Genomic DNA, 22,721 nt, shown 5'->3' on the forward strand with positions numbered 1-22,721 from the left:
CCGGCGCCAGAAGTACCCCTCGGATATGGATGGCCTCTTGGCTCTGTACGAAGAGACGGTTGCACGCGGCCAGGAGGACGCTTTGGCGCTCCGCGCGCTACAACGGGAGTTCCTCGAGCTACGTGCCGAATCGGATCAGCTGCGTTCCGAACTGCAAACTGCCAGAAGCGAGGTCCAGCGGCTGAAGACCGAGCTGACCAAGCTGCGCCGATCTGCGAGTCTGCGTCTCGGAAAGGCGATGCTTGCGCCGATCCGGAAGGTCCGCCCGGCTGCACCGGTTCGGTCTCTCACGCACTCCGCCCCACAAACTGAGGAACGGCGAACACTGGCACAAGCGCCGGGATCTTCCGATCCGGAAGGCTTGGGTGAGCAGCGCATGGGGCGGGAAATCCGGCTGGAGGAGTTGCTGTCCGATGTGCGGAAGGAACCATCCGCGGCCAATATCCTCCGTGCTGTCGCACATTACTACTATGTTCTCGGAGAGATTCAGGCACCAGCTGCGCTTATTCGCGAGCATGCGGATGCTCTCGAATCACTGGATGCTCGTGGGCGGAGGACAACCGAAGCGGTTCTCGGCCAGGAGTGGTTGTGGCACAGCGGGCCGAACATCGCTCCCAGGCAGCCCAACGCCGGATACCTGGTTGAACGTGGGCGGGTCATGTACTGTGCCCACAGCACCGGGCACTTCAACAGCAACGGTTATTCGACGAGAACTGCTGAGCTCGTCCAGGGTTTCCTGAAGCAGGGTGTCGATGTTCGGGTGGTTGCCCGTCCCGGCTACCCCTGGGACGTACCGGTGGACCAACCAAAACCGCCTGTGAAGCGTTTTACGAGGGAAGTCCTTGGGGTGGAGCACGTTTTCACCCCTGGACCTTCCTGGAGCAACCAGCCGCTGGACCGTTATTGGCTGGAAGCTGCTGACGTATACGTGCGGGAAGCCCAGCGGGCAAGAGTCGCCGCTATTCACTCGGCTTCGAACCATGTAACAGCGCTGCCGGCGTTGCTGGCAGCCCGTCGCCTTGGTCTGCCGTTCTCCTATGAGGTACGCGGGCTGTGGGAAATCACTGAGGCCTCCGAGAAACCGGGCTGGGAAAAGTCCGAACGTTTCCAGTTGGCAAAGAGGCTAGAGACCCTCGTAGCGTCCAACGCTGACATTGTCTTTGCGATCACGGAGCAGGTCCGGGAAGAGCTGGTTCGCCGTGGGGTCGAACGGGAAAAAATCCAGCTGTTGCCAAATGGCGTGGACACTGACCGGTTTACTCCGATGCCGGCGTCGGACAAACTCCGCCTCGACCTTGGTCTGCCAACCGGTGTTCCGGTCATTGGATATGCAGGGAGTTTGGTCCATTACGAAGGACTCTCTGATCTATTGGGCGCGGTTGCCCTGCTTCGGGACCGGGGCATTGATTTCCATGCAGTCATCGTGGGAGACGGGCCAGAATTGCCGCACCTCGTGGCCCGCACTGACAGTCTGGGACTGGGTGACAGAGTTACCTTCACGGGCAGGGTTGAGGCCACCAAAGTACCTGATTACGTAAGCGTTTTCGACGTCATGCCGTGTCCCCGTCTTCGTCTTCCGGTTACCGAACTGGTTTCACCCTTGAAACCATTGGAAGCCATGGCCGCAGGGAAAGCCATGGTGCTGACCGACCTTGCACCCCTCCGTGAGTTCGCGGGCGCGGACCAGGGGCGGGCGTTGCTGGCTGAGCCGGCTAACCCGGTATCGCTGGCCGATCAGCTTGCCAAGCTTCTGACTAACAAGGCTCTTCGCGAGGAACTGGGGAAACGAGCGAGGCTTTGGGTCGTCCGGTCACGCCAGTGGGGCGACATAGCCCGGACCATGAGTGATTCGCTCTTACCGCTTCTTCATGGCGAACAGCCTGCGCTGCCCGATCAAAGAGACCTGAAGCAGATCTCCGTCGGGGTCATAGCCGACTCCTTTACCACTGAGGGACTCCGCCCCGAAGTGCAGCTGACCGAACTGCTGCCCGGTGCCTGGCGGGACCAGCTCACGCAAAGCCCAATTGACGTGCTGCTTGTTGAATCTGCCTGGGAAGGGGTAGACGGGAAGTGGAAGCAGAAGGTCGGCTACTACGATGAGGAGCGCTTCAGCGACCTCCGCGGGATAATCGCCTTCTGTAACGAGCAGTCCATCCCAACGATCTTCTGGAACAAGGAAGATCCCGTCCACTTCAACCGGTTCAAGCGGACGGCCGAAATCTTCGACCATGTGTTCACCACAGACTCTGGATGCATCGCACGGTACGCCGAGTCCAGCAGCCGCAACCGAACGGTTGCTTCGCTTCCGTTCTACGCCCAGCCAAAACTCCACAGCCCTCTCCCCACCGACTACCCGTACGAACACACTGTCGCCTATGCCGGTTCGTATTATGGCGATCGGTACCCAGCTCGCTCCGCGGAGCTGGCAGCAATCCTGTCAGCAGCCAAGCCGTTTGGGCTGGCCATCTATGATCGACAGCATCTCAACGAAGACAGCCCCTATCGCTTTCCGTCCAGTCTGGGACCGTTTGTTCGAGGAGGGCTGCCTTATCTGGAAATGGTAAAGGCATACAAGGCACACCCGGTCCACGTGAACGTCAATTCCGTGGACGCCTCTCCGACAATGTTCTCCCGTCGGGTCGCGGAGATTGCCGCTTCGGGTTCCGTTGTCCTCAGTGGAAAAGGCGAAGGCGTCACGAACGTCATGGCCGGTCTGGTCCAAACCGTCGCCAATTCGGAGGAAGCACACGCTGTCCTCAGCCGCTGGATGAAGAACGAAACAGTGAGACTGCGTGACGCCTGGCTTGGTTACCGGCTAATCCATCGAGGGCACACCGCTGCCCATCGCCTGGCCTATATGCTTCGCTGCGCCGGTATGGTGGTCCGCGCACCGGAACCGCCGCGGTATGCGGTACGGCTCAATGAGCCGAGTATGGAAGCGCTGCGGCTTTTGGCTGATCAGACAGTTAGGCCGACAGCGGTAATCACCCCTGACCACTACACGCTGCAAGTAAGCGGCCTGGACTTCCTTGCGGAGTCGGAAGCGACCCCCGCAATGCTCGAACGCCAGGGTATCCGATGGATAGGCGAGATGCCGGGGGAGGGAACGGACAGAACAGTTTTCGAAGATCTTCTGACGGCGACAACTTTCGGCGAATGGTCTGAGATCGGGATTTCCGCCGAAAACGGCAGCGGTGTCGGCGAAGGCCTGTTGCGCTATGGAACCGCTCCTGAGGGTTCCCCCAAGCTGTCATCAACGGTTCATGGAGTGGACCGGATAAACGGGAAGGTAGTATTTCGCCGGTATCCGGCGATAGATACACTCCCTGCTGCGCAACCGCGGGTTTCCGTCAGGCAGCGACCACACACGACCATTCTCATAGCCGGTCATGACCTGAAGTTCACCAGCGGTATCGTCCGGTCCCTTGAGTCCGAGGGACATACGGTAATCCTGGATTCGTGGCAGGGGCACAATCAGCATGATGAGGAGCTCAGCAAACAAAAGCTGTCCAAGGCTGATGTTGTATTCACAGAGTGGACGCTGGGAAACGCGGTTTGGTATTCCAAGAACCTGCACGAGCATCAGCGCCTGGTGTCGCGGTTCCATTCCCAAGAACTTTTCACTGATTATCCAAAGATGATAAACACGGACCGGGTCGAGAAGTTCATCTTTGTTGGGGAGCACGTGAAGAACATCGCCGTAAGGGATTTGGGTATACCCCTGGCGAAGTCGATTGTTCTGCCTAACCCGGTGGAGGCACTGGAATTGGCCGTGCCCAAGGATGATGACGCGCGGTTCACTGTGGGCCTAGTGGGGATAGTGCCGGCCCAGAAAGGTTTGGACAGGGCTCTGGATCTGCTGGCAGCGCTTCGTGCCGTCGATCCGCGTTACCGGCTCCGCATCAAGGGCAAACGGCCCGAAGACTACACCTGGATGAGTGCAAGGCCCGACGAAATGGCGTATTACGAGTCCCAGTACCAGCGCATCGAAGCCGATGCCTTGCTCCGCGGAGCCGTCACCTTTGACGGGCATGGCCCTGACATGAGCCGATGGTACCGCGATATCGGTGTGGTCCTCTCAGTCAGCGAATTCGAGTCCTTCCATATGACCCTTGCTGACGGGGGAGCCAGCGGCGCCGCACCTGTGAGCTTGGCTTGGCCTGGCTCGGACCAGATCTACCCCGACTCGTGGCTGTTCCCATCCGTGCCCGAAATGGCGGCGTACATACTTAGGGCGACCAGAACCACCGAGGAATGGAAGCGCCACGGTGCTGAGGCGAGTTCGTGGGTCAGCGAGCACTTGTCTTCAAAGAAGGTGCTGCCTGCGCTAACCAGCGTCATCTTGGGTGACCACCAGGCATGAGGGTCCGGGGCATCGCGCAGGCAACACTTGGGGCACTCGGGGAAATGGCCGCCCGGCGCATCTTGACCCGTCCTTTAACCGGGAGGTCTAATCCCGATGATGGTTGGAGTGCGAATCAAACCGACGCCGGCTACACGGTCAGGGCAACCACCGAAGGCAGATCCTTCAGTCTCTCCTGGACTATTCCCAAGCCCTATGATGTCGAAGTGCACGGCCATTCGTTCGTCCTCCTGGACAGGAAAAGGGCACACCTTGGCGAAATACGAATAGAGGCGGACGGGCCCGCAACGCTCGCAGGGGACCGGCCAGGCAACCGGTCATCTCGTGTTCTGAGGCAGCAGCAAAGGGTCACGTTGACTGCGTGCACCGATCTAAGACTGCATGTTCAAAACAAGGAAGGTCTTCTCGTACCCCGCGGTGTCTCGAGCCCGGCTTCAGGTTGGGCGGTATGGCAGGGGGAGCGTCACCTCACGTATCTGCTGGAAGAGCCTGTCTCGGGAGCGGGACGCTCCAAATTATGTGTAGCATTTTCGGCGATAGGCGCTCCGTACGACTTCACCTATAACTACCGATCATCCCTAAAGAACGTGGACGCCTATCGGCTGTATATTCTCGACAACTTCGGGTCCCAGGGCTCGTACTATTTTGCGGATCACCGGGACCGGACGATATTCAACGCTGTGCAGGAGTTTATTGCGGAAACAGCCCGGCAGCTCGGCGTGGATCGCATGGATATCACCATGTTGGGGACCTCCAAAGGAGGGACGGCCGCAATCGCCCATGGGCTCAGGCTCGGCGCCGGCCGCGTTGTTGCTGGAGCGCCGCAGTACCTGCCCGGTTCCTACCTCAAGGGTGCGGCGCCCAATATCCTCTCGTTCGTCGCAGGAGCTGATGACGAAGAGTCGGTAGCTTGGCTTGACCGGCTGATCCCTGAATCGCTGGGAGAATCCAGCCGCGACACATCAGTCTCCATCCTGGTTGGTGAAAATGACAGCCATCTTAAGATCCATGTCCGCCCCTTCATGGAATTTGCCGAGCGGGAGAACCTGGATGCCACCGTGCTGGTCGTTAAAGATCTCACTCATCAGGACATTGGCCGGGCATTCTCGCCCTATGTGGGCGACGTGCTTCGCTCCGGCGACGATCCCGCCAGGCGAAGGTCTCTCATTCCTTACCAGTTTGAATGGAGGAATGGGGCAGCGGGCAATGAAGTCCAGCTTAAGGTCTGGGTACCGCCGGGTGAGGTTGTCTCCGCAGTTTTCAAGACCGAACAAGGTGCCTTGCCCCTGATGTCCTCGCACAGTCCGACGTACTTCCGGACTGAGGTTCCGGACGGACAGAGCGTTTGGGCGACGGTTACACGCAGGGCCTCAGATGGTTCCGGCGGCCTTCGTACCTTCGATACGAGGATTCTCACACCCCGGGACAACTGAAACGATCATCTTCGGGGTGCTGGGAACTGCTTATCCCCAGATTCGAACGGCTTTCCTATGGATGATCTCGTCCCCCAAACGGACGAACGCCCGGACGGAGCAGCCAGGGGGAACATCTTTGAAGACAACCACCTCTTCGCGGGAGTACCAAAGGGTCTCAAGCCGTTCAGCCCCCTTCACCAGATAGTAGGCGATCATCGCATCTTGGCCGAACATTTTCTCGAGGTTGGCGGCCACTACGGCCCTGCCACCTGGGGAGCGGCTGACTGTCAGGCGGAATTCACGCGCCAGTGGGGCGAGATCCGGCGAGTACGTCAGGTCATTCGACTGGTTGGCTACGAAATCATGTAATTCATCTTCGTCCTGAAACTGCAGTCTCCCCTCGAGGTTGTCTATATAGGCTGACTTATTGTCCTGCGACAGGTTGGACCCACGTCTCATATATACGAAGGTTGGCTCATTATTGCGGACTAAAGTTAAGACTATGCCTCGCTGGCTGAACAGATCTTCCGCTTCTTGGTCAATGAACTCCGGAATTCCCCAAGGACTGTAGGCTTCGAGCGTCTCATAGTGAGCGCGGGGAATCACAAAGAACTTGTTCCCGGGTATGCACCGTCTGAATGATACGTTTTCGAGTGTTACACCTTCTGGTCGGACATAGGCCAGAAACTGTCGGTACATGCCGACGGCGCTGACTGACTGCGGGGTATTGCAGAGAACCCTACGAGCGATTAGATTAATTTGCTCAAAGTGATCTGGGTGCAGCAGGTCGTCGTCGTCCATAGATACTCGGATCAAGGCATCGTATTGATCGAGACGCAGATACCTAGAAGCCGACGCGAAAAGGGACTCCCTTCTTCCTGGCTGTTTATTGGGGTTCTTTAGTTTGTCAACGTGGGAAGTAGGGGGAGCGTCGTATCCGCCGCTCGGGTGGTCATAAAGATGGATGCGGGTGATTGCCCGTGTCTTGGAGTCCATGCGGCTGATTGACAGTTCGAGGGCCGGAAGATAAGCACTCTTGTCCCTAGAGACGTGGATGACTATCTGCATGTCAGTGCCGTCGGATAGCGGCGATTGTTCGCCTATAGAGGCAAGCGTTCTGCTAAAGCGGCTCAAATATGATTTTGTGATCTCCTGATCCGTCTCCGCATCACAAAAAAATCATGTCTGCCCAGAGTAATAGCCGGGGCTGCTTGGAGCTCATACCGGAAGTTTTCCCGTCATTGTGCAGAAAGAACTAAGCGCTCGTATTGCTGCTTGTTCCAAGGGTTGAGTTTTTCTCCCCAATCTTGCAAAGCGTAGTCAATGAGTGGGTTGAGAACACTTCGGTACGGCATGTTGTGGCCGACGGCAAATGGCTCAACAATGATTTGCACGTTCCCATTCGCTGAGACAGACGTTGTGGGAGTCATCCCCAGTTGTTTGGCAAAAGGCTCGAGATGCCTTTCGACGTGAAATGCATCATCGTCGTTCTGGACGTAGATTACCTGATAGGTCCCTGGCGCACTGGTGGAGACTCTGTGAACCAAACTAACGCGCTCTTGGAGATGGCTTAGCTCCTCGGGGGAGTTCATCTCCGGAAAAAGAGTGCGCTGGTACGTGAGAACGGAGTTAGCCCAGTATTTACGGACATCTGTTTGTGGGTTAAAAGCCAGGGCGCGGGATCCTTCGACGGAGGCCGCGAGGTTGACAGAGGCGAAACCCCCGCCTGACCCGCCAACAAACAGAATCTTCTTGGCGTCCAACTGCTCTGCCACCGTTCTGACGGTTGAGCTGTAGCGCGCTGTGAGATCATCTTCCGCATCTCCTGTGAACCAGGCCAGCTCGAGCTCCGGGTTGGCCTCCAGCGCCCCGTCTGACAGAAAAAGAAGATTCTCGCTTCTCGACTGCAATGTAGACAGGAACTCGAATCGAGGAACCTCATATTTCGCGCGTGCAAGTGCGCCGTGACTAACGACCAGCAGGGTATCGGCGCCTGTATTCTGCACCAGGAACCGTATTGGATACTTCTCGCCAGCCCCGTGCCGTGGAACGATAACGTGTTCTGTACGTCCCTCAATACGGACATCCAACTGATCAGGATCACTCCAGCAGAGCACTGGTGCCTGATGCTGGGCATCCCAGTTCCAGTGCCCGGCGTTTTCAGAGCCGCGGCTTTTCAAAGCGGCTGCGAGCTGCGCGGCAAGGTCGTGATAATGCTGGTCCCCGATGCTGGGAGCGGGCTCGCCACGGGCTCCTTTGGTCATCGCCATCTTCGGTTTGGCGTCGAGAACCGCAATTCCGTGCCGCCGCAGGTGTCGATAGTAGGGTGCATAAGCGATGGCGCGGGCACGCCCGTGCAGGCGCTGACGGGTTCCAGGGGCTTTCTGAGAGTGTGTTGCCGGAGGCAGCTTCAAGGTGAACGTCCTAGATTCCAACCCAAGCGTCCCCAGCAGGGCTATCAACTCGTCAGCGGCGGTTTTCCACAGCGCTAAGTGCTCCCGCGTACCAAACCTGACATGACGGGTGACCTCGGCCCCCCGCACGGAGGTCATGGCTAGGTGCGGCGACGCGGTCAGATAGGTTCCGTCAGTGAGCCGGTAGACACCGAATCGTTCATCTGCCAAGTCCCACAGCACACAGTCCAATTGCCCTGACTTCTCTACGAGTTCGTCGGTCAAGGAGGATCGCGCGTCATCCATCAAGACACGTGAAGCTGCAGAGGTCAGGCTTGGCAGGGCAGTGAGGTCAACGCTGCTGGCACCGTTCATGGCACTAATCAACGACTGGCGAGCTACGTATCCCGCACGGACCGCGTTGTCACTATAAGTAGTGAGGAGGTTTACGGCAGCCTCGCTGCCGTAAACCAGAACCCGGATTTTAGGCATCCCCGAATTCAGCGATCCGCGACCCAACTCCCAGCATCTGCTCGATGGCGGCCACAGTCCGGGCTGCCGCCTTGCCGTCGCCGTAGGGGTTAACAGCGTTGGCCATCGAATCGAAGTGCGCCTGGTCGTTGAGCAGCTGGTCGACTTCGCTCACGATGCGATCCTCGTCGGTTCCGATCAGCTTCACGGTGCCGGCGACAACAGCCTCGGGCCGCTCGGTGTTTTCGCGCATCACCAGGACGGGCTTGCCGAGGCTGGGAGCTTCTTCCTGGACTCCGCCGGAATCGGTGAGGACCAGATGGGACATGGACAGCATGCGGGTGAATTCGCCGTAAGGCAGCGGCTCAACCACAAGGATGTTCTTTTTGCCTTCAATCGCAGGCATGACTGCTGCACGGACCACCGGATTCTTGTGGAGCGGTACCACGATCATCAGGTCGGGTTCCGCGTCGGCAATACGGGCCAAAGCACGTCCGACGCCGCGCATCGCCTCGCCCTGGTTCTCCCGGCGGTGGGTGGTGACCAGGAGAATTTTTTCACCCTTGGCAGCGAGCTCCTCGAGCGCCGGATCCGTGAAAGGTACCTTCTTGTCAACGGTCATAAAGAGGGCGTCGATGACCGTGTTTCCTGTGACGACGATGTCCGCTGAAGGGATGTTTTCCTTCAGGAGATTTGCGCGGCTGGTGCTGGTGGGCGCCAAATGAAGGCTGGCGATTTGGGACGTGATTTTGCGGTTTGCTTCTTCCGGGAACGGAGAGAAAAGGTCGCCGCTGCGCAGGCCCGCTTCTGCATGGACCACGGGGATGCTGTGGTAGAACGCAGCGATGGCACCGGCTGTTGAGGTGGTGGTGTCGCCCTGCACAACTACGGCGTCGGGCCGGTTCACGCTGAAGAGCTTGTCGAGCCCCTCGATGGTCCTGGTCAGGATGCCGTTGAGCGTCTGACCGGGCGAGAAAATGTTCAGATCGTGGTCGGGCACGATCCCGAACAGGCTGTTCACCTGATCCAGCATGGAGCGGTGCTGGCCAGTAACCGCGGTGAAGTGGTCCAGCGATGCTGAGTCCTGAAGCGCAGCGACGATAGGCGCCATTTTGATGGCTTCGGGACGTGTTCCGTAGATAGGCATAACGAGTGGCAAAGCGGTACCCCATAAAGTGTGACTGGTTGAGTGTCCGCCAATTCTAGCTGATCCGACATTTCTCTTGTGCTTCGTCGATTTCTGTGAGTGATACCCTCGCCGCGACACCGCTTTGGTGCGGGAGGCCTCCAGGGGTAAAAGACGGGCGAACCCGAAGCAAACTACTTATTTACGGGACTCCATTTCTCCCCTATTTTCGGCCCTCAACGAGGATCGGGTTCGGTGGAAGCGCACGGGCGTCTCTGGAACTGAATTCGTCGGTTACCGGGGGAGCGGCGTGGGGGAGCTGTCGAGCAGGATGCGGTCAGTGGGCCGCACCGGTCAGCTATGGGAGTGGCTCGCTTCCTCGCTCCACCCCGCCCTGCGCGCCCGCCTAAAACGGGCAAGACATCTCAGCATCCGCTTCCGGGAACCCGACTATGGGCTGGTGAGCGTCATCGTCCCGTTCCACAACGTGGCGCCGTATCTGGACCGCTGTCTCCGCAGCCTGGTGGGCCAATCCTATTCCCGGCTGGAAATCATTCTGGTGGATGACGGCTCAACTGACCCGAGTGCCCGCATCGCGGCCGGCTACGCACGCTAGGACCGGCGCATCAAACTCATTCGCGGCCACAATGCCGGACCCGGCGGGGCGAGAAACATCGGCATCAGGGCTTCCCGCGGAAGACTGCTCGCCTTTGCTGACGCGGACGACGTCGTTCCGTTCCATGCGTACGAGAGCATGGCCGCCAGCCTGGCACAGACTAAATCTGACTTCTGCGTCGGCTCCTACGGACGTATCCGGGGCAACCACCGCACGTCGGTGCAGCTCGCGGACCGGCTGCATCAGGAGCGGCGCACACGGGTCACCCTCCGGGACGTCCCGGAGATCATTGATGACGTGTTTCTTTGGAACAAGATGTTCCAGCGGCCGTTCTGGGACCGCGAGGTGGGCAGCATCCCCGAACAGACCCGCTATGAGGACCAGGAGACCACGGCACGGGCCTATCTGCAGGCAGCTTCCTTCGACGTCCTGGCGGACTCGGTTTACTCGTGGCGAATACGGGAAGACGGTTCCTCCCTGACCCAGGAGAAGCACCTGATCGAGGATCTGCGCGACCGTCTGCTCGTCACCGAACGTGTCCGGGAACTCCTGTCCGAAGGAGCGCCGGAGGCTGCCGTGGCGGCCTGGCAGCGGCGGGTGGCAGGTGCGGACCTAATTCCGTATCTGGAACAGGCAGCAGATGCCTCTGATGAGTATCCCTCAACCCGGAACAAACCGCCCGGTAGTGGAGTTCGGCGTCCAGCGGCCGGGATCGCTTGCGAAGGTCGTAGGCCTTGGAGGCCATGTCCCAGTTGCCTTTGAGCTGATAGTAGGCGCCGGGGCCGAACCGGGATTCCTCGCCGTCTGGTTTCAAGGCAACTCCAGCTGAAAAGGCCGCCGAGGCTTCACTGGTCCGGCCTGCGCGTTCCCACTGGTCAGCTTCCTTGAACAGGTTCTCGGCGACCGCCGGTTTCAGTGCGTTGGCCCGGCGGTAGCTCTCAGCGGACTGCCGGTGCCGGCTCAGGGACGCGTAGCTTTCCGCCATCCGCAGATGCCAGGAAGGATCGGCCTCGTGGTACGGAAGGCCGCGCTCAAGTGCCTGTGCCTCCTGCCAGCGCGGGCCCCGGCTCCGAAGCTCAGCCGCCACCAAATCGTGGTACTTCGGGTTTTCCTGGTCGCCGTTTAGGGCTTTAGCCAGATGGTCATAGGCATCCTGCCTGTTTCCCACCGCGGTGTGGCACCTGTAGAGGCGGTAGTGCCATGAGGGATTCTCGGGCTGGACTTCCAGTGCCGACTGGTAGTGCCTAATGGCCAGTTCCGGCCGGCCCTGCCGTTCGAGGACAAAACCCAGCCGATAATGCCAGGCGGCCGTGCCCGGTTTCAGCTCCACGGCTCGGGACAGGAAGCGTTCGGCTTCACCCAAATCGTTGGCCCTGAAAAGTGCATTGCCGAGCTGGAAATTGACCCGCGGGTTTTCCCCTTCACCGTTTCTCAGAATGGCCCGGTATATCCGGGCGGCGGCCGGCCAGTTTTGCCGCTGCTCTAGTTTCCGGGCTGCCCGGAACGGAACCTGCCAGCCGATCAATTTTCCCCCTTGCCCATTCCCCCAGGGAATGGAGTGTGTTCCGAACTGAGTTCGCTAGTTGTCTTGTCTCTGATGCGTTCTTCCCAGCAGGCGGCGGATTGCCGCAACGCTCTGCCGGGCAGCGGTACCGTCGCCGTACGGGTTGGGCAATTCGGCCATGGAACGGTAGGCCGCGCCGTCGTGCAGCAAGTGCTGCACCTCAGAGACGATCCGGTCCTCGTCCGTCCCAATCAGCTTGACTGCGCCGGAAAGAACAGCTTCCGGGCGTTCCGTGTTCCCACGCATCAGCAGCACCGGAATGCCGAGGGTGGGCGCTTCTTCCTGAATGCCGCCGGAATCCGTGAGAATGAGGTGGGATATGGCCATCAGCCGGCAGAATTCTCCGTAGTCCAGCGGTTCAGACACAAAGACGTTCCTCTTGCCTTCCAATGCAGGGAGGAGCGCTTCACGTACCGCTGGATTCTTATGCAGCGGGACAACCACGGCCAGCCCCGGCTCCGCATCCGCAATCCGTGCAAGGGCCCTGCCGATTCCCCTCATGGCTCCGCCCTGGTTTTCCCTGCGGTGGGTCGTGGCCAGCAGAATAGGCATCCCCGAAACAGCCACTTTCTCCAGTGCGGGGTCAGTGAACGGCGCCTGCTTCCCGACGGTGGCCAGGAGAGCGTCAATTACCGTGTTGCCTGTCACCACAATGTTCTCGGCGGGGACACTCTCCCTGACCAGGTTGTCCCTGCTGGTAGCTGTGGGAGCCAGATGCAGACTTGCGATTTGCGAGGTCATCCTGCGGTTGGCCTCTTCCGGAAACGGCGAAAGAAGGTTCCCGCTGCGGAGTCCGCCTTCCAGATGCACCACCGGTATGCGGCGGTTGAAGGCAGCAATTGCAGCTGCGGTGGAGGTGGTGGTGTCGCCCTGGACAACGACGGCATCTGGCTGGTTGACGCTGAAGAGCTTGTCCAGACCGTCGATGGTGCGGGTGAGAATTCCGCTTAGGGTCTGGCCGGGGAAAAAATGTTCAGGTCATGGTCGGGGACGATGCCGAAGAGGCGGTTGACCTGGTCCAGCATGGAACGGTGCTGGCCGGTCACGGTCACAAAACAATCCAGGCCGGGAGACCGGCGCAGTTCCGCGACAAGGGGAGCCATCTTGATGGCTTCGGGCCGTGTCCCGTAGATGGGCATAACAAGCGGCAAGGCGGTACCCCACATGGCTGCGATGGCGAGCGTAGTGGACGGGAGAGTAACGGAACAGCGTTGCGGGTGTTACAGGTGTTTCTACCCGGTTTTAGCCGAACAGCACCAAGAGGGTGATGAGCGTTGGAACGGCAGCCACCACCAAAACCGTCAGCGTCCAGGCAATGGCGCGCTTGCGCCGGTAGGACCGGTCAGCGCGGGGATCGGAACGGGAAGCAGGCTGAGCCGTGAACGGAGCAGCAGCCGCAGCCTCGTCGAGTACTGCGGCCCCGGCCCCCGATCTCATGTGGCGAGCGGCGGCAGCTTCCATGTGTAGCCGTTTTCCCATGAGACCAGCTTTGCATAAAATCCAGCAGGCTTATCGGCCCGTGTCGGAGCCCTGCGGTAGGCTTCGTACTGACCGAACCGGTTCCGGACAACGACGTTACGGAAGACAATCCGGAGGAGAAGCATGAGCAGCAGCACGGAACGGGATTACTTTGCAGACTAAGATCACCGCCAACGCGCAGGCGCTGAAGCGATGGTTGAGCAAGGCTGAAGTGTCCCTGGGAAACCACAGCGACCGGCTGAACGCAATCAACATCTTCCCCGTCGCCGACGGCGATACCGGGACCAACCTTTATCTGACCATGCGGGCCGCTTCAGCGGCCGCAGCAGACCTGGACACCCAGGACATCGGTGAACTGCTCTCCGCAGCAGGCCGTGCAGCCATGGAACAGGCCAAGGGCAACTCCGGTACCCTCCTGTCTGTCTTCCTCACCTCAATGGCCGAACCGCTCCAGGGAAATACCCGTTTGTCCGCACCGCTGCTTGCCCGCTCGCTGGAACGGGCGCAGCTGCGCTCCTGGTCGGTCCTCAGTGATCCGGTGCCGGGAACCATGCTTTCCGTCCTGGAAGAGGCAGCGCGCGGCGCATCCCAGGTTGAAGCGGCACAGACCGGCGACGACAGCAACGCCGGACTGGCGGAGACCCTCCGTGCGATGATGACGTCTGCCCTCGCTGCGGTGGTACGCACCGAGGAACAGCTGGAAACCCTCTCCGACGCCGGCGTCGTGGACGCCGGGGGAGTCGGCTTCCTGCTGGTACTGGATGCCATGCGGGCCGCAGCCCTGGGAGAAGAACTGCAGGGCGAACTGCTGGACGGCCTGCACGGGTACGATGTGCAGGATCCGCACATTCACGGCACCCAGCCGCAGCTCGAAGGCGTGGAAGTCATGTGCACCATCACGCTCAGTCCGCTCGATGCTGCCACCCTGCGGCTGCAGCTGGACGAACTTGGCGACTCGGTGATCATGAGCGCAGTCAGCCCGGTGGGGGAGGGCTACCGCTGGCGCGTCCATGTACACACTCCCGACGCCGGAGCCGCCATGGATGCCCTCCATGCGGTGGGGGAACCCACCAACGTGTCCATCACTGAACTTGCGGCCAACGGACACCAGACCACCGAAATCCCGCAGGTCCCGCCGCGCGGCCAGTCCGCCGTCGGCGATTTTGCCCGCGAAGCTTAGAGGCCCATGCAGGACAGGATTCCCGGCGAACTCGACTTTGAGCTAAACCGCCGGATCGGGAAGAAGTCTGCGGACAAGATCGAGAAGCAGCTGGGGATCACCACCGTGGGGCAGCTGCTGCTCCATGTTCCGCGGCGCTACATGGAGCGTGGAGAACTCACCCGGATATCGGAGCTCCCCTTCGATGAGGACGTCACTCTGGTGGCCCGGGTGCAGAGCATAAACTCCCGCCGGATGCAGACCCGGAAGGGCATGATCGTGGAAGTCACGGTCACCGATGACGACGACGCCGGCGCCCTGGGCATGCTGCACCTGACCTTTTTCAACGGCTACAACGCCCTGAAGGACCTGCAGGCGGGAACCCGCGCCATGTTCTCCGGGAAAGTAGGCGTTTACAAGGGCCAGCTGACGCTGACCAACCCGAACTACGTACTGCTCAGCGACGAGGCCGACGACGAGGAAGAGGCCAGGCGTCCCATCCCGGTCTACCCGGCCACTGCGAAGCTCACCAGCTGGGAAATCAAGACCACGATCGATGTGCTGCTTGACTCCCTGCAGACCGAACGGCTGCAGGATCCAATTCCGCCTGCCATCCGGGCCCGCGAACACCTGATGGGCATCGCTGCTGCATTCGAAGCCATCCACCGCCCCTCCGTGATCGAAGACGCGTACAAGGCCCGGCACCGCTTCCGGTATGAGGAAGCACTGGTGCTCCAGACGGCGCTTGCCCGCAGGCATGCCTACACCGCCCAGCAGCACGCCACTGCGCGCCCGCCGGTCCAGGGCGGGCTGCTGGATGCCTTTGATGCCTCCCTGCCCTTTACCCTGACGGCCGGACAGGCAAGCATCGGCGGGGAACTGGCCGCAGACCTCGCGAAGCCACACCCCATGAACCGGCTGCTGCAGGGCGAGGTGGGTTCCGGCAAGACGCTGGTGGCACTGCGTGCCATGCTCCAGGTGGTCGACGCCGGGGGACAGGCTGCCCTGCTGGCGCCCACCGAGGTCCTGGCGGCCCAGCACTATGCCTCGATCACCCGCACACTGGGCCCGCTTGGCCAGGGCGGAATGCTCGGCGGCAGCGAGAACGCCACCCGCATCACCCTGCTCACCGGATCCATGTCCGCAGCGCAGCGCAAGGCAGCGCTGCTGGAGGCAGCATCAGGCTCTGCCGGGATCGTGATCGGCACACACGCCCTGCTCTCCGAACACGTCCAGTTCGCGGACCTGGGCCTGGTGGTAGTGGATGAACAGCACCGGTTTGGGGTGGAGCAGCGGGACGTGCTGCGGACGAAGGGACGCGACAGCACTCCGCACCTGCTGGTCATGACGGCAACCCCGATTCCGCGCACCGTAGCCATGACCGTGTTTGGTGACCTGGACGTTTCGTCTTTGACGGAACTGCCCGCCGGCCGGGCACCGATCTCCACCTATCTGGCGCCGCTGGCCGACAAGCCGGCCTGGGGGCCGCGGATCTGGGCGCGGGCCCGGGAAGAGATCGACGCCGGACGCCAGGTTTACGTGGTCTGCCCCAAGATCGGGGACAAGGAAGAGGAACCGGGAACAGAGCCGGCGCTGCTGGAGGACCTGCCGCAGAGTACGGCCCAGCGCAACCAGCGGCCGCTGGCATCCGTACTGGAAACAGTCGAGAGGCTGCAGGAGCTCCCGGCGCTGGCCGGCATCCGGCTGGGTATGCTGCACGGCAGGATGGAGCCGTCGGAAAAGTCAGCCACCATGGAAGCCTTCAACCGCGGCGAGATCGACCTGCTGGTCTCCACCACCGTGATCGAAGTGGGCGTTGACGTGCACAACGCCACCATGATGGTGATTCTCGACGCCGAGCGGTTCGGCATCTCCCAGCTCCACCAGCTGCGCGGCCGGGTAGGGCGCGGAGGCCTGCCCGGGACCTGCCTGCTTGTCACGAACCTTGAAAACGGGCACCCAAGCCGGGAACGCCTGGACGCTGTTGCAGCGACTACTGACGGCTTTGAGCTCTCCCGCCGGGACCTTGAACTGCGCCGCGAAGGGGACATCCTGGGAGCATCCCAGTCCGGTGGCCGGTCCACGCTCAAACTGCTGCGCGCCATCCAGGACGAAAAGGTCATTGAACGCGCGCGCGCCGATGCCCAGGCCCTGATCCAGGAAGACCCGGATCTGCTGGAGCACCCGGCCCTGGACGAGGCCATTGAGGCTTACCTCAATCCCGAGAAGGAAGCATTCCTGGACCGCGGCTGAGTCCGCGCGGGCTTTCTGCGATGCCGGGAGGACGGCGCGTGCTGGCTAGAGTGGAACCATGAGCCGCATCATTGCCGGGGTTGCCGGCGGATCCACCCTGTCCAGCGTCCCCGGATCGGGCACCCGTCCTACTACGGACCGGGTCAAGGAAGCGCTGTTCTCCCGTTTGGAGTCCTACGGCATCCTCGACGGGGCCTACGTGCTGGACCTTTTCGCCGGTTCCGGCTCGCTCGGCGTTGAAAGCGCCAGCCGCGGAGCCGCCCGGGTGGACCTGGTGGAGCTGGCGGAAAAACCAGCCGGCGTCTGCCGGGCCAACGCAGCCATGGTCAACCGGATCCTGGGCTCGGAACGGCTGCGCGTCCATCGGACAAAGGCGGAGTCCTACCTCCAGCGTGTGCCGCCCGGACTGGTATGGGACCTGGTCTTCCTTGACCCGCCCTACCCCCTGGATGAAGACGGCCTTGCCGCCGTCCTGCAGTCCCTGAGCCCCCGGCTCGCTCCCGGCGCCGTCGTCGTGGTGGAACGGTCCACCCGCTCACCGGAACCGGTCTGGCCGGCCGGAATGGAACGCTTCAGTGAAAAGGCATACGGGGAAACCACACTCTGGTTCGCGGAACCGGCCGGGGCGAAAGAAGGCTAGCGCCCGCCTGCGAAGGCATCCAGGTCTGCACCGGTAAGGACTGCAGCCGGATGGGGACCTGCCTGGAGAAGGGACTGCGTCCACTCCGCAGGCCAGCGGAAAGGCACTGCGGCCAGGACAATGTTCCCGGGGTGCCGCCCGGTAAACATGCTGGAATCGCCCAGGGCTGCCACTTCTCCGCCCGCCGCTCCGAAGACGCGCTGCAGTGCCGCGGTCTGAGCGCGCGCGAAGGCCAGCGGCGGATCGTCGCCAACGTTGACCAGCAGCACGCCGCGCTCTGACAGCAGGGCCAGCAGTTCCGCGTAATACTCTTCCGACGCCAGATGCTCCGGGGCGTCGGCCCCGGCAAAGACATCCAGCACGACGGCGTCGAACGAGCCCGCATCGAAACGCTCGAGTTCCGCACGGGCATCCCCAATGACCGTCTGCAGGACGGTGCCTTCCGGGAGCGGGAGGTAGGCGAGGACGTAGTCGAGGAGCTCGCGTTCCAGCTCCACTGCCACCTGGTCCGATCCCGGCCGGGTGGCCTGTACATAGCGGGCCAGTGTCAGGGCACCGGCGCCCAGATGCAGGACCCGCAGCGGAGCTCCGGGCGGCGCGGCCAGATCCAGGACATTGCCTATGCGGCGAAGATACTCATAGAAGATCTCATCAGGACGGGCCAGGTTCACGTGGGACTGCTGAGCGCCGCCAATGCTGAGGATCCAGGCACCGTCAGTGAACGCGTCCTCATCGAGTTCGGCGTGGGCACCGATTCCGCGCAGGAGCCGGGACGGCGGACGGCGTGCCATCTCAGAGCACCTCGCCGAGGCGGGAGATCCGCTCAGCGGCTTCCTGGAGCACATCGAACCTCTTGCAGAACGCGAACCGCAGCAGGGTCCGCGTGCGTTCGGCACCCTCCGGATGGCAGAACATGGCCACTGGAATTGCCGCAACGCCCACCAGCCCGGGCAGGCGGCGGGCCAGATCGGTGGCATCAGTGATGCCCAGGGGAGCGACGTCGGCGTTCACGAAATACGTTCCCTGCGGCTGGAACACGTCCAGGCCCGCCGCCCGCAGGCCGGCTGAGAGAACGTTGCGCTTAGCGCGAAGGGTTCCGGCGATGTCCGTGAAGAAGGAATCATCCATGCGCAGGCCACCGGCAATCGCGGCCTGGAACGGTGTGCCGGAGGAATAGGTCAGGAACGTCTTGATGGTCCGGATCGCTGCGACCAGGTCTGCCGGCCCGCTCAGCCAGCCGATCTTCCAGCCGGTGAGGGAGAACGTTTTCCCTGCTGAGGAAATGGTGATGGTCCGGTCAGCAGCTCCGGGCAGGGTAGCCACTGGAATATGGCGCGGACCGAAGGTGAGGTGTTCGTAAACCTCGTCCGTGACAATCACGGTGTTGTGCCTGACTGCCAGATCCACGATCCGCTGCAGTACCTCCGCGGGGAAAACGGCTCCAGTGGGGTTGTGCGGATTGTTTACCAGCACCACCCGGGTCCGGTCCGTGAATGCCGCTTCCAAAGCGTCCAGGTCCGGCAGGAAGTCCGGTGCCAGCAGGGGAGCGGTGGTGTGCGCGGCACCGCTGAGTCCAATGATTGCGCCGTAGGAGTCATAGAAGGGTTCGAAGGTCAGGACCTCGTCGCCCGGACCCGTAAGGGCGAGCAGGGTCGACGCGATGGCTTCCGTTGCACCGGTGCTGACCAGTACCTGCGTTGCCGGGTCCAGCTGCAGGCCGTAAAAGCGATCCTGGTGCTCGGCGATGGCTTCACGGAGCACCGGCAGGCCCTGGCCTGGTGCGTACTGGTTCATTCCGGCAAGGATCGCCTTGCGTGCGGCGTTCCGGATCTCTGCGGGGCCGTCCTCGTCCGGGAAGCCCTGCCCCAGGTTGATGGCACCGTGTGTCCCGGCCAGGGCAGTGATTTCCTCGAAGATGGTGATGCCCAGGTTGCCGTCGGCTCCGAGGAGGTTCGCGCCGGCTGCCGTCCGCTGCCAGGGGGCGGGGGACCCGTCCAAAGAGTCTCGAAGCGCGGGCATGCGGGGTGTTGAAGTCATGCCTTCAAGTATTACCCCAGGCCGGGCGGAAACGGGCGGCAGGTATAGTGTCTGGCGTTTACGAAGGCACGCCGGCCCGGCATGGGCCCGGACCGGGAGGCAGAAAAGATGACGTCAGCCGTCCTGGCGGCCCTCACGGCAAAGCAGGCCGCTGCCCACCCGGAACCGGTGTGGACCCGAACGCGCCGTCATGGGCCGGACAGCCTGGCCTTTGACTTCAAAGCCGGGGGAAGCAGCTTTACGCTGGAGCTGGTGGAGACGGGCAGCGGTGTGGCCTTGTCTGTTACGGCTCCCACCGACGAAGCGCGGCGCATCCTCCGGAACGCGCTGGTGGGCCGGTTCGCCCTGGTGTGCAGCGGGGGTGAACGCCACGTACTGGAGAGGCCGGTCAAGGACTCCTCCCCGTCTGCCCTGCTCGCTTCGGCGGCCGGATGGATTGGACACGTTTCCGGGCTGGTCAATGACATGCTTGGTGCCGTCCGGCCGGGCGGGGACGTTCCGCCGGAGTTCCTGAACCTGCTTTGGTGGGATGAGCAGCCCAACTTCGGAGACGCAGCGGGTCCCTGGCTGGCAGCCCGGCTGAGCGGGCTCACCCCGGTGAACGGCAGGGGCAGGCAGCTGGGTTCACCTCCACTGGCCTCCGTTGGCTCAATAGCCGGTTGGCTGGAGCAGGATGGTTCCCGGATCTGGGGCTCAGGGCTGATGGGACCTCTGGGAGCGGAGTCTCTGGAACGCCTCAGGGGCCTGCGGGACATACGCGTCCACGCCGTCCGTGGCCGGCACACCCGGGAAGAGCTCATGGGCAAAGCCGGGTGGGAGGTTCCCGAAGTCTTCGGCGATCCGGCCCTGCTGCTGCCCCAGTTTCTTCCGGCAGGCCAGTTCCTTCCTGCGGACCGCTTCATCGCAGCGGACCGGCACAGCAGCCCGCCCATCGCCGTCGTTCCCCACCTTGACCATCGGAGCGCCCTGGCGCACCTGGCAGGTCCCGGAGTGCAGCTGGTGGACGTACGGGAAGGCGTGGAAGCGGTGGTTGCGCAGATCGCCGGGGCGCAGGTGTGCGTCTCCAGTTCCCTGCACGGCATCATCGTTGCGCAGGCTTACGGTGTGCCCTGGGTCTGGCTGCGGATCAGTGACCTCCTGATCAGCGGAGACACATTCAAGTTTGAGGACTTCTTCACAACGCTCGACGCCGCAGCGGTGAGCGCCTGTGACCTTCCTGCGCGCTCGCTGACACAGCCGCTCCTGACTGAGATCGCCGCGCGGGCGTCCCTGCCCGAGACCACGGTGGACGTAGGGCTTGTGCTGGAGAGTTTTCCCTTCCGTCGTGCCTTCAGCGGCGCCGGGCAGTTCAACGGGTAGATTCGAGATATGCGACGCGCTGTATGCCCCGGATCCTTTGACCCTATTCACAACGGACACCTTGAAGTGATTGCCCGCGCTGCGAACCTGTTCGATGAAGTCATCGTGGCCGTCTCCACCAATTACGCCAAGAAGTACCGCTTCTCCGAAGAGGAGCGGCTGGAAATCGCCTCGGAGACACTGGGCTCGCTGGCCGGGATCTCAGTGCTTCCCATGGGGCAGGGGCTGTTGGCGGATTTCTGCCGGGAGCACGGTGCCAGCGCCATCGTAAAGGGCCTGCGCTCAGTCCAGGATTATCAGTACGAGCTGCCCATGGCGGTAATGAACCGGCAGCTGACAGGTGTTGAAACCGTGTTCCTGGCCGCGGAGAATTCCTACACCCATCTGTCCTCTAGCCTGATCAAGGAAGTGGCTGCGCTGGGCGGGGACATCACGGATTTCGTTCCCAGTACTGTGCTGAAGCGGATGGTCTAACCGATCGGGGAACTGCAGGCCGGCCGGAGGAACGCCGCCAGCACTCCGCCGGTTTCTTCGACGAACCTGCCCGCCCACTGAGCAGGTCCGAGGTCGGGTTCAGCGGCCACCATCTGCACATGCGCGTTGGAGCACTGTTCAATGTTGGCCCGGGCACGGACCAGGTGGTACTTGGAAGTCACCACGATGATGTTCTCCCAGCCATTGTCTGCCGCCAGCCTGGCGATAGCCCGGGCTTCGGCGCGGGTGGACAGCGGTGACGGCTCAAAGCACCGGATAGCCGGGTCACGGGAATACTTGCAGACGATATCCATGTTGGTATTGCCCGGAGTGTCGGTCGTGGAGAGCACCAGTACGGGCGCGCTTTCCTGCTTCATCAATTCCCGGCCAACGGGAAGGCGTTCCGCCGCAGCGCCGGCAAGCACAACGACGGCGTCCGCCTTGCTGGGCTCGCGGGTTGCCTGCGGATAGTAAAAGAGGTTCACCGCCACCAGCAGCCAGACCAGCAGCACGGAAACTGCCGCGGCAGCGCATCCGGCGGCGGTCCGGAGGAACCGGCGGCGGGAAAGGGAAGAAGGCACAGTGTAAGCGTAGAGGAGTGCGGCAGGACGGCAGGCATTCACCCGCACCGCGGACCCGTTGCCAGGCGGTAGACTTGGAAGGACGACGGAAACCGGGCGCGCTTCAAGCACCCTGCCCGGAACCCCGGTTTGAGAGATTCCACCTCGTCGGGCTAAGATGATATGTCGGTCTATGTTCTACAGGAGTTCTCATTAGCGTTTCATCGCGGTCACAACCGAGTTCCCCCTTGGCGATTAATGTCAAGGATCTCGGGCGCAGCCCGGGAACAATGCGGACAATGCATGAGCATGTGCCGGCACCGAAAGACTTCGGTGTTGCGCTTATTGGCGTGCCGTTCGGATCGGACATCGAGCTCGATCTGAGGTTCGAGGCTGTACACGAGGGGATCCTGGTTTCGGGTTCCGCACTCGTCCCCGTCAAGGGGGAATGTGGACGGTGCCTGGTTCCCATCGAGTACAACGAGGACGTCGATGTGCAGGAACTCTTCTACTACGAGGACACAGAGTCCTTTGAAGAAGAAGAGGAAGAAGAGCAACGCCGGATCGAGCGAGATGTAATCGATCTTGAACCGGTTTTGCGGGACGCAGTGGTAACTTCCCTGCCGTTCCAGCCGGTGTGCCGGGAGGACTGCGAAGGCCTTTGCCCCGAATGCGGGGTGCGCCTTGAGGAGGATCCGGGTCACCACCATGAAGTCGTGGATCCTCGCTGGGCAGCCCTTGCCGGGTTGGCTGGCACCGCCGCTGAAGATGCGGCAACAAGTACAGAGTCAGACGAGAGAGAAGAGAGTTAG

Annotated in this window: 16 protein-coding genes and 2 pseudogenes; 9 read left to right on the top strand and 9 right to left on the bottom strand. The window is 61.8% G+C overall.

From position 1 onward, the window contains the following. The first annotated feature begins 25 nt into the window (after positions 1 to 25). Positions 26 to 4,363, top strand: a complete 4,338-nt coding sequence (locus tag FYJ28_RS15025) for a glycosyltransferase (protein ID WP_195840693.1) — start codon at positions 26 to 28, stop codon at positions 4,361 to 4,363. A 353-nt stretch (positions 4,364 to 4,716) separates the two neighbouring features. Then, complete coding sequence (locus FYJ28_RS15030; RefSeq protein WP_195840694.1) at positions 4,717 to 5,796, top strand: hypothetical protein; 1,080 nt, start codon at positions 4,717 to 4,719, stop codon at positions 5,794 to 5,796. A 30-nt stretch (positions 5,797 to 5,826) separates the two neighbouring features. On the opposite strand, the gene FYJ28_RS15035 is transcribed toward FYJ28_RS15030, so the two are convergent. The 3 genes from FYJ28_RS15035 to wecB (FYJ28_RS15045) all read right to left on the bottom strand — a co-directional run bounded on the left by FYJ28_RS15035 (position 5,827) and on the right by wecB (FYJ28_RS15045) (position 9,789). Beyond that, the gene (locus FYJ28_RS15035) at positions 5,827 to 6,846 is read right to left on the bottom strand and encodes a hypothetical protein (protein WP_195840695.1); all 1,020 of its coding nucleotides are present in this window, start codon (positions 6,844 to 6,846) and stop codon (positions 5,827 to 5,829) included. A 170-nt stretch (positions 6,847 to 7,016) separates the two neighbouring features. Beyond that, the gene (locus FYJ28_RS15040) at positions 7,017 to 8,663 is read right to left on the bottom strand and encodes a DUF6270 domain-containing protein (RefSeq protein ID WP_268235035.1); all 1,647 of its coding nucleotides are present in this window, start codon (positions 8,661 to 8,663) and stop codon (positions 7,017 to 7,019) included. Further along, positions 8,656 to 9,789: a non-hydrolyzing UDP-N-acetylglucosamine 2-epimerase gene (wecB, locus tag FYJ28_RS15045; RefSeq protein WP_326831755.1), complete on the bottom strand. Its 1,134-nt coding sequence runs from the start codon at positions 9,787 to 9,789 to the stop codon at positions 8,656 to 8,658. Before wecB (FYJ28_RS15045) ends, FYJ28_RS15040 begins: the two co-directional genes overlap by 8 nt. A 439-nt stretch (positions 9,790 to 10,228) precedes the next feature. Here wecB (FYJ28_RS15045) and FYJ28_RS17725 point away from each other — a divergent pair. Beyond that, a pseudogene (locus FYJ28_RS17725) lies at positions 10,229 to 10,669 on the top strand (glycosyltransferase family 2 protein); the annotation flags it as partial. A gap of 241 nt (positions 10,670 to 10,910) precedes the next feature. On the opposite strand, the gene FYJ28_RS17730 reads toward FYJ28_RS17725, so the two are convergent. The 3 genes and pseudogenes from FYJ28_RS17730 to FYJ28_RS15070 form a co-directional block, all read right to left on the bottom strand. Further along, positions 10,911 to 11,909: a tetratricopeptide repeat protein gene (locus FYJ28_RS17730; RefSeq protein WP_154579882.1), complete on the bottom strand. Its 999-nt coding sequence runs from the start codon at positions 11,907 to 11,909 to the stop codon at positions 10,911 to 10,913. 54 nt (positions 11,910 to 11,963) lie between these two features. Beyond that, positions 11,964 to 13,099 (bottom strand): annotated as a pseudogene (gene wecB, locus FYJ28_RS15065) (non-hydrolyzing UDP-N-acetylglucosamine 2-epimerase). Between the two features lie 91 nt (positions 13,100 to 13,190). Beyond that, on the bottom strand, positions 13,191 to 13,427 hold the full coding sequence (locus tag FYJ28_RS15070) for a hypothetical protein (RefSeq protein WP_154579883.1): 237 nt from the start codon (positions 13,425 to 13,427) through the stop codon (positions 13,191 to 13,193). Positions 13,428 to 13,578: 151 nt separating this feature from the next. Here FYJ28_RS15070 and FYJ28_RS15075 point away from each other — a divergent pair, with 151 nt between their 5' ends. The 3 genes from FYJ28_RS15075 to rsmD are packed head-to-tail and all read left to right on the top strand — an operon-like array spanning position 13,579 to position 17,479. Next, the gene (locus tag FYJ28_RS15075; RefSeq protein WP_442778593.1) at positions 13,579 to 14,607 is read left to right on the top strand and encodes a DAK2 domain-containing protein; all 1,029 of its coding nucleotides are present in this window, start codon (positions 13,579 to 13,581) and stop codon (positions 14,605 to 14,607) included. 6 nt (positions 14,608 to 14,613) lie between these two features. Then, positions 14,614 to 16,839: an ATP-dependent DNA helicase RecG gene (locus tag FYJ28_RS15080; protein ID WP_154579884.1), complete on the top strand. Its 2,226-nt coding sequence runs from the start codon at positions 14,614 to 14,616 to the stop codon at positions 16,837 to 16,839. A gap of 58 nt (positions 16,840 to 16,897) precedes the next feature. Beyond that, positions 16,898 to 17,479: a 16S rRNA (guanine(966)-N(2))-methyltransferase RsmD gene (gene rsmD / locus FYJ28_RS15085; RefSeq protein WP_154579885.1), complete on the top strand. Its 582-nt coding sequence runs from the start codon at positions 16,898 to 16,900 to the stop codon at positions 17,477 to 17,479. Here rsmD and FYJ28_RS15090 read toward each other — a convergent pair. Together FYJ28_RS15090 and FYJ28_RS15095 are read right to left on the bottom strand one after the other, a co-directional pair. Further along, on the bottom strand, positions 17,476 to 18,270 hold the full coding sequence (locus tag FYJ28_RS15090) for a spermidine synthase (protein WP_055240799.1): 795 nt from the start codon (positions 18,268 to 18,270) through the stop codon (positions 17,476 to 17,478). The genes rsmD and FYJ28_RS15090 overlap by 4 nt on opposite strands. A gap of 1 nt (position 18,271) precedes the next feature. Beyond that, positions 18,272 to 19,516 (bottom strand): aminotransferase class I/II-fold pyridoxal phosphate-dependent enzyme, encoded by a 1,245-nt coding sequence (locus FYJ28_RS15095; protein ID WP_154579886.1) that lies wholly within the window; start codon positions 19,514 to 19,516, stop codon positions 18,272 to 18,274. Positions 19,517 to 19,624: 108 nt separating this feature from the next. Here FYJ28_RS15095 and FYJ28_RS15100 point away from each other — a divergent pair, with 108 nt between their 5' ends. Next, positions 19,625 to 20,875: a polysaccharide pyruvyl transferase family protein gene (locus FYJ28_RS15100; RefSeq protein WP_195840697.1), complete on the top strand. Its 1,251-nt coding sequence runs from the start codon at positions 19,625 to 19,627 to the stop codon at positions 20,873 to 20,875. Between the two features lie 9 nt (positions 20,876 to 20,884). Continuing rightward, the gene (gene coaD, locus FYJ28_RS15105; protein WP_154579888.1) at positions 20,885 to 21,349 is read left to right on the top strand and encodes a pantetheine-phosphate adenylyltransferase; all 465 of its coding nucleotides are present in this window, start codon (positions 20,885 to 20,887) and stop codon (positions 21,347 to 21,349) included. Here the strand turns inward: coaD and FYJ28_RS15110 are convergent. Beyond that, positions 21,346 to 21,930, bottom strand: a complete 585-nt coding sequence (locus FYJ28_RS15110; RefSeq protein ID WP_154579889.1) for a YdcF family protein — start codon at positions 21,928 to 21,930, stop codon at positions 21,346 to 21,348. The two genes, coaD and FYJ28_RS15110, sit on opposite strands and share 4 nt — an antisense overlap. Positions 21,931 to 22,157: 227 nt before the next feature. On the opposite strand from FYJ28_RS15110, the gene FYJ28_RS15115 reads away from it, so the two are divergent. Then, positions 22,158 to 22,721, top strand: coding sequence for a YceD family protein (locus tag FYJ28_RS15115; protein ID WP_055240804.1), 564 nt, complete (start codon positions 22,158 to 22,160; stop codon positions 22,719 to 22,721).

Origin of the sequence: Arthrobacter sp. BL-252-APC-1A, assembly GCF_009696625.1 — a bacterium.
Taxonomy (GTDB): Bacteria; Actinomycetota; Actinomycetes; order Actinomycetales; family Micrococcaceae; genus Arthrobacter_B.

Coding starts and splice junctions, on each gene's coding strand:
- FYJ28_RS15025 (WP_195840693.1), top strand. CDS start 26: ATGGATGGCCTCTTGGCTCTGTACGAAGAGACGGTTGCACGCGGCCAG.
- FYJ28_RS15035 (WP_195840695.1), bottom strand. CDS start 6,846: ATGCAGATAGTCATCCACGTCTCTAGGGACAAGAGTGCTTATCTTCCG.
- FYJ28_RS15040 (WP_268235035.1), bottom strand. CDS start 8,663: ATGCCTAAAATCCGGGTTCTGGTTTACGGCAGCGAGGCTGCCGTAAAC.
- wecB (WP_326831755.1), bottom strand. CDS start 9,789: ATGCCTATCTACGGAACACGTCCCGAAGCCATCAAAATGGCGCCTATC.
- FYJ28_RS15070 (WP_154579883.1), bottom strand. CDS start 13,427: ATGGGAAAACGGCTACACATGGAAGCTGCCGCCGCTCGCCACATGAGA.
- FYJ28_RS15080 (WP_154579884.1), top strand. CDS start 14,614: ATGCAGGACAGGATTCCCGGCGAACTCGACTTTGAGCTAAACCGCCGG.
- rsmD (WP_154579885.1), top strand. CDS start 16,898: ATGAGCCGCATCATTGCCGGGGTTGCCGGCGGATCCACCCTGTCCAGC.
- FYJ28_RS15090 (WP_055240799.1), bottom strand. CDS start 18,270: ATGGCACGCCGTCCGCCGTCCCGGCTCCTGCGCGGAATCGGTGCCCAC.
- FYJ28_RS15095 (WP_154579886.1), bottom strand. CDS start 19,516: ATGACTTCAACACCCCGCATGCCCGCGCTTCGAGACTCTTTGGACGGG.
- FYJ28_RS15100 (WP_195840697.1), top strand. CDS start 19,625: ATGACGTCAGCCGTCCTGGCGGCCCTCACGGCAAAGCAGGCCGCTGCC.
- coaD (WP_154579888.1), top strand. CDS start 20,885: ATGCGACGCGCTGTATGCCCCGGATCCTTTGACCCTATTCACAACGGA.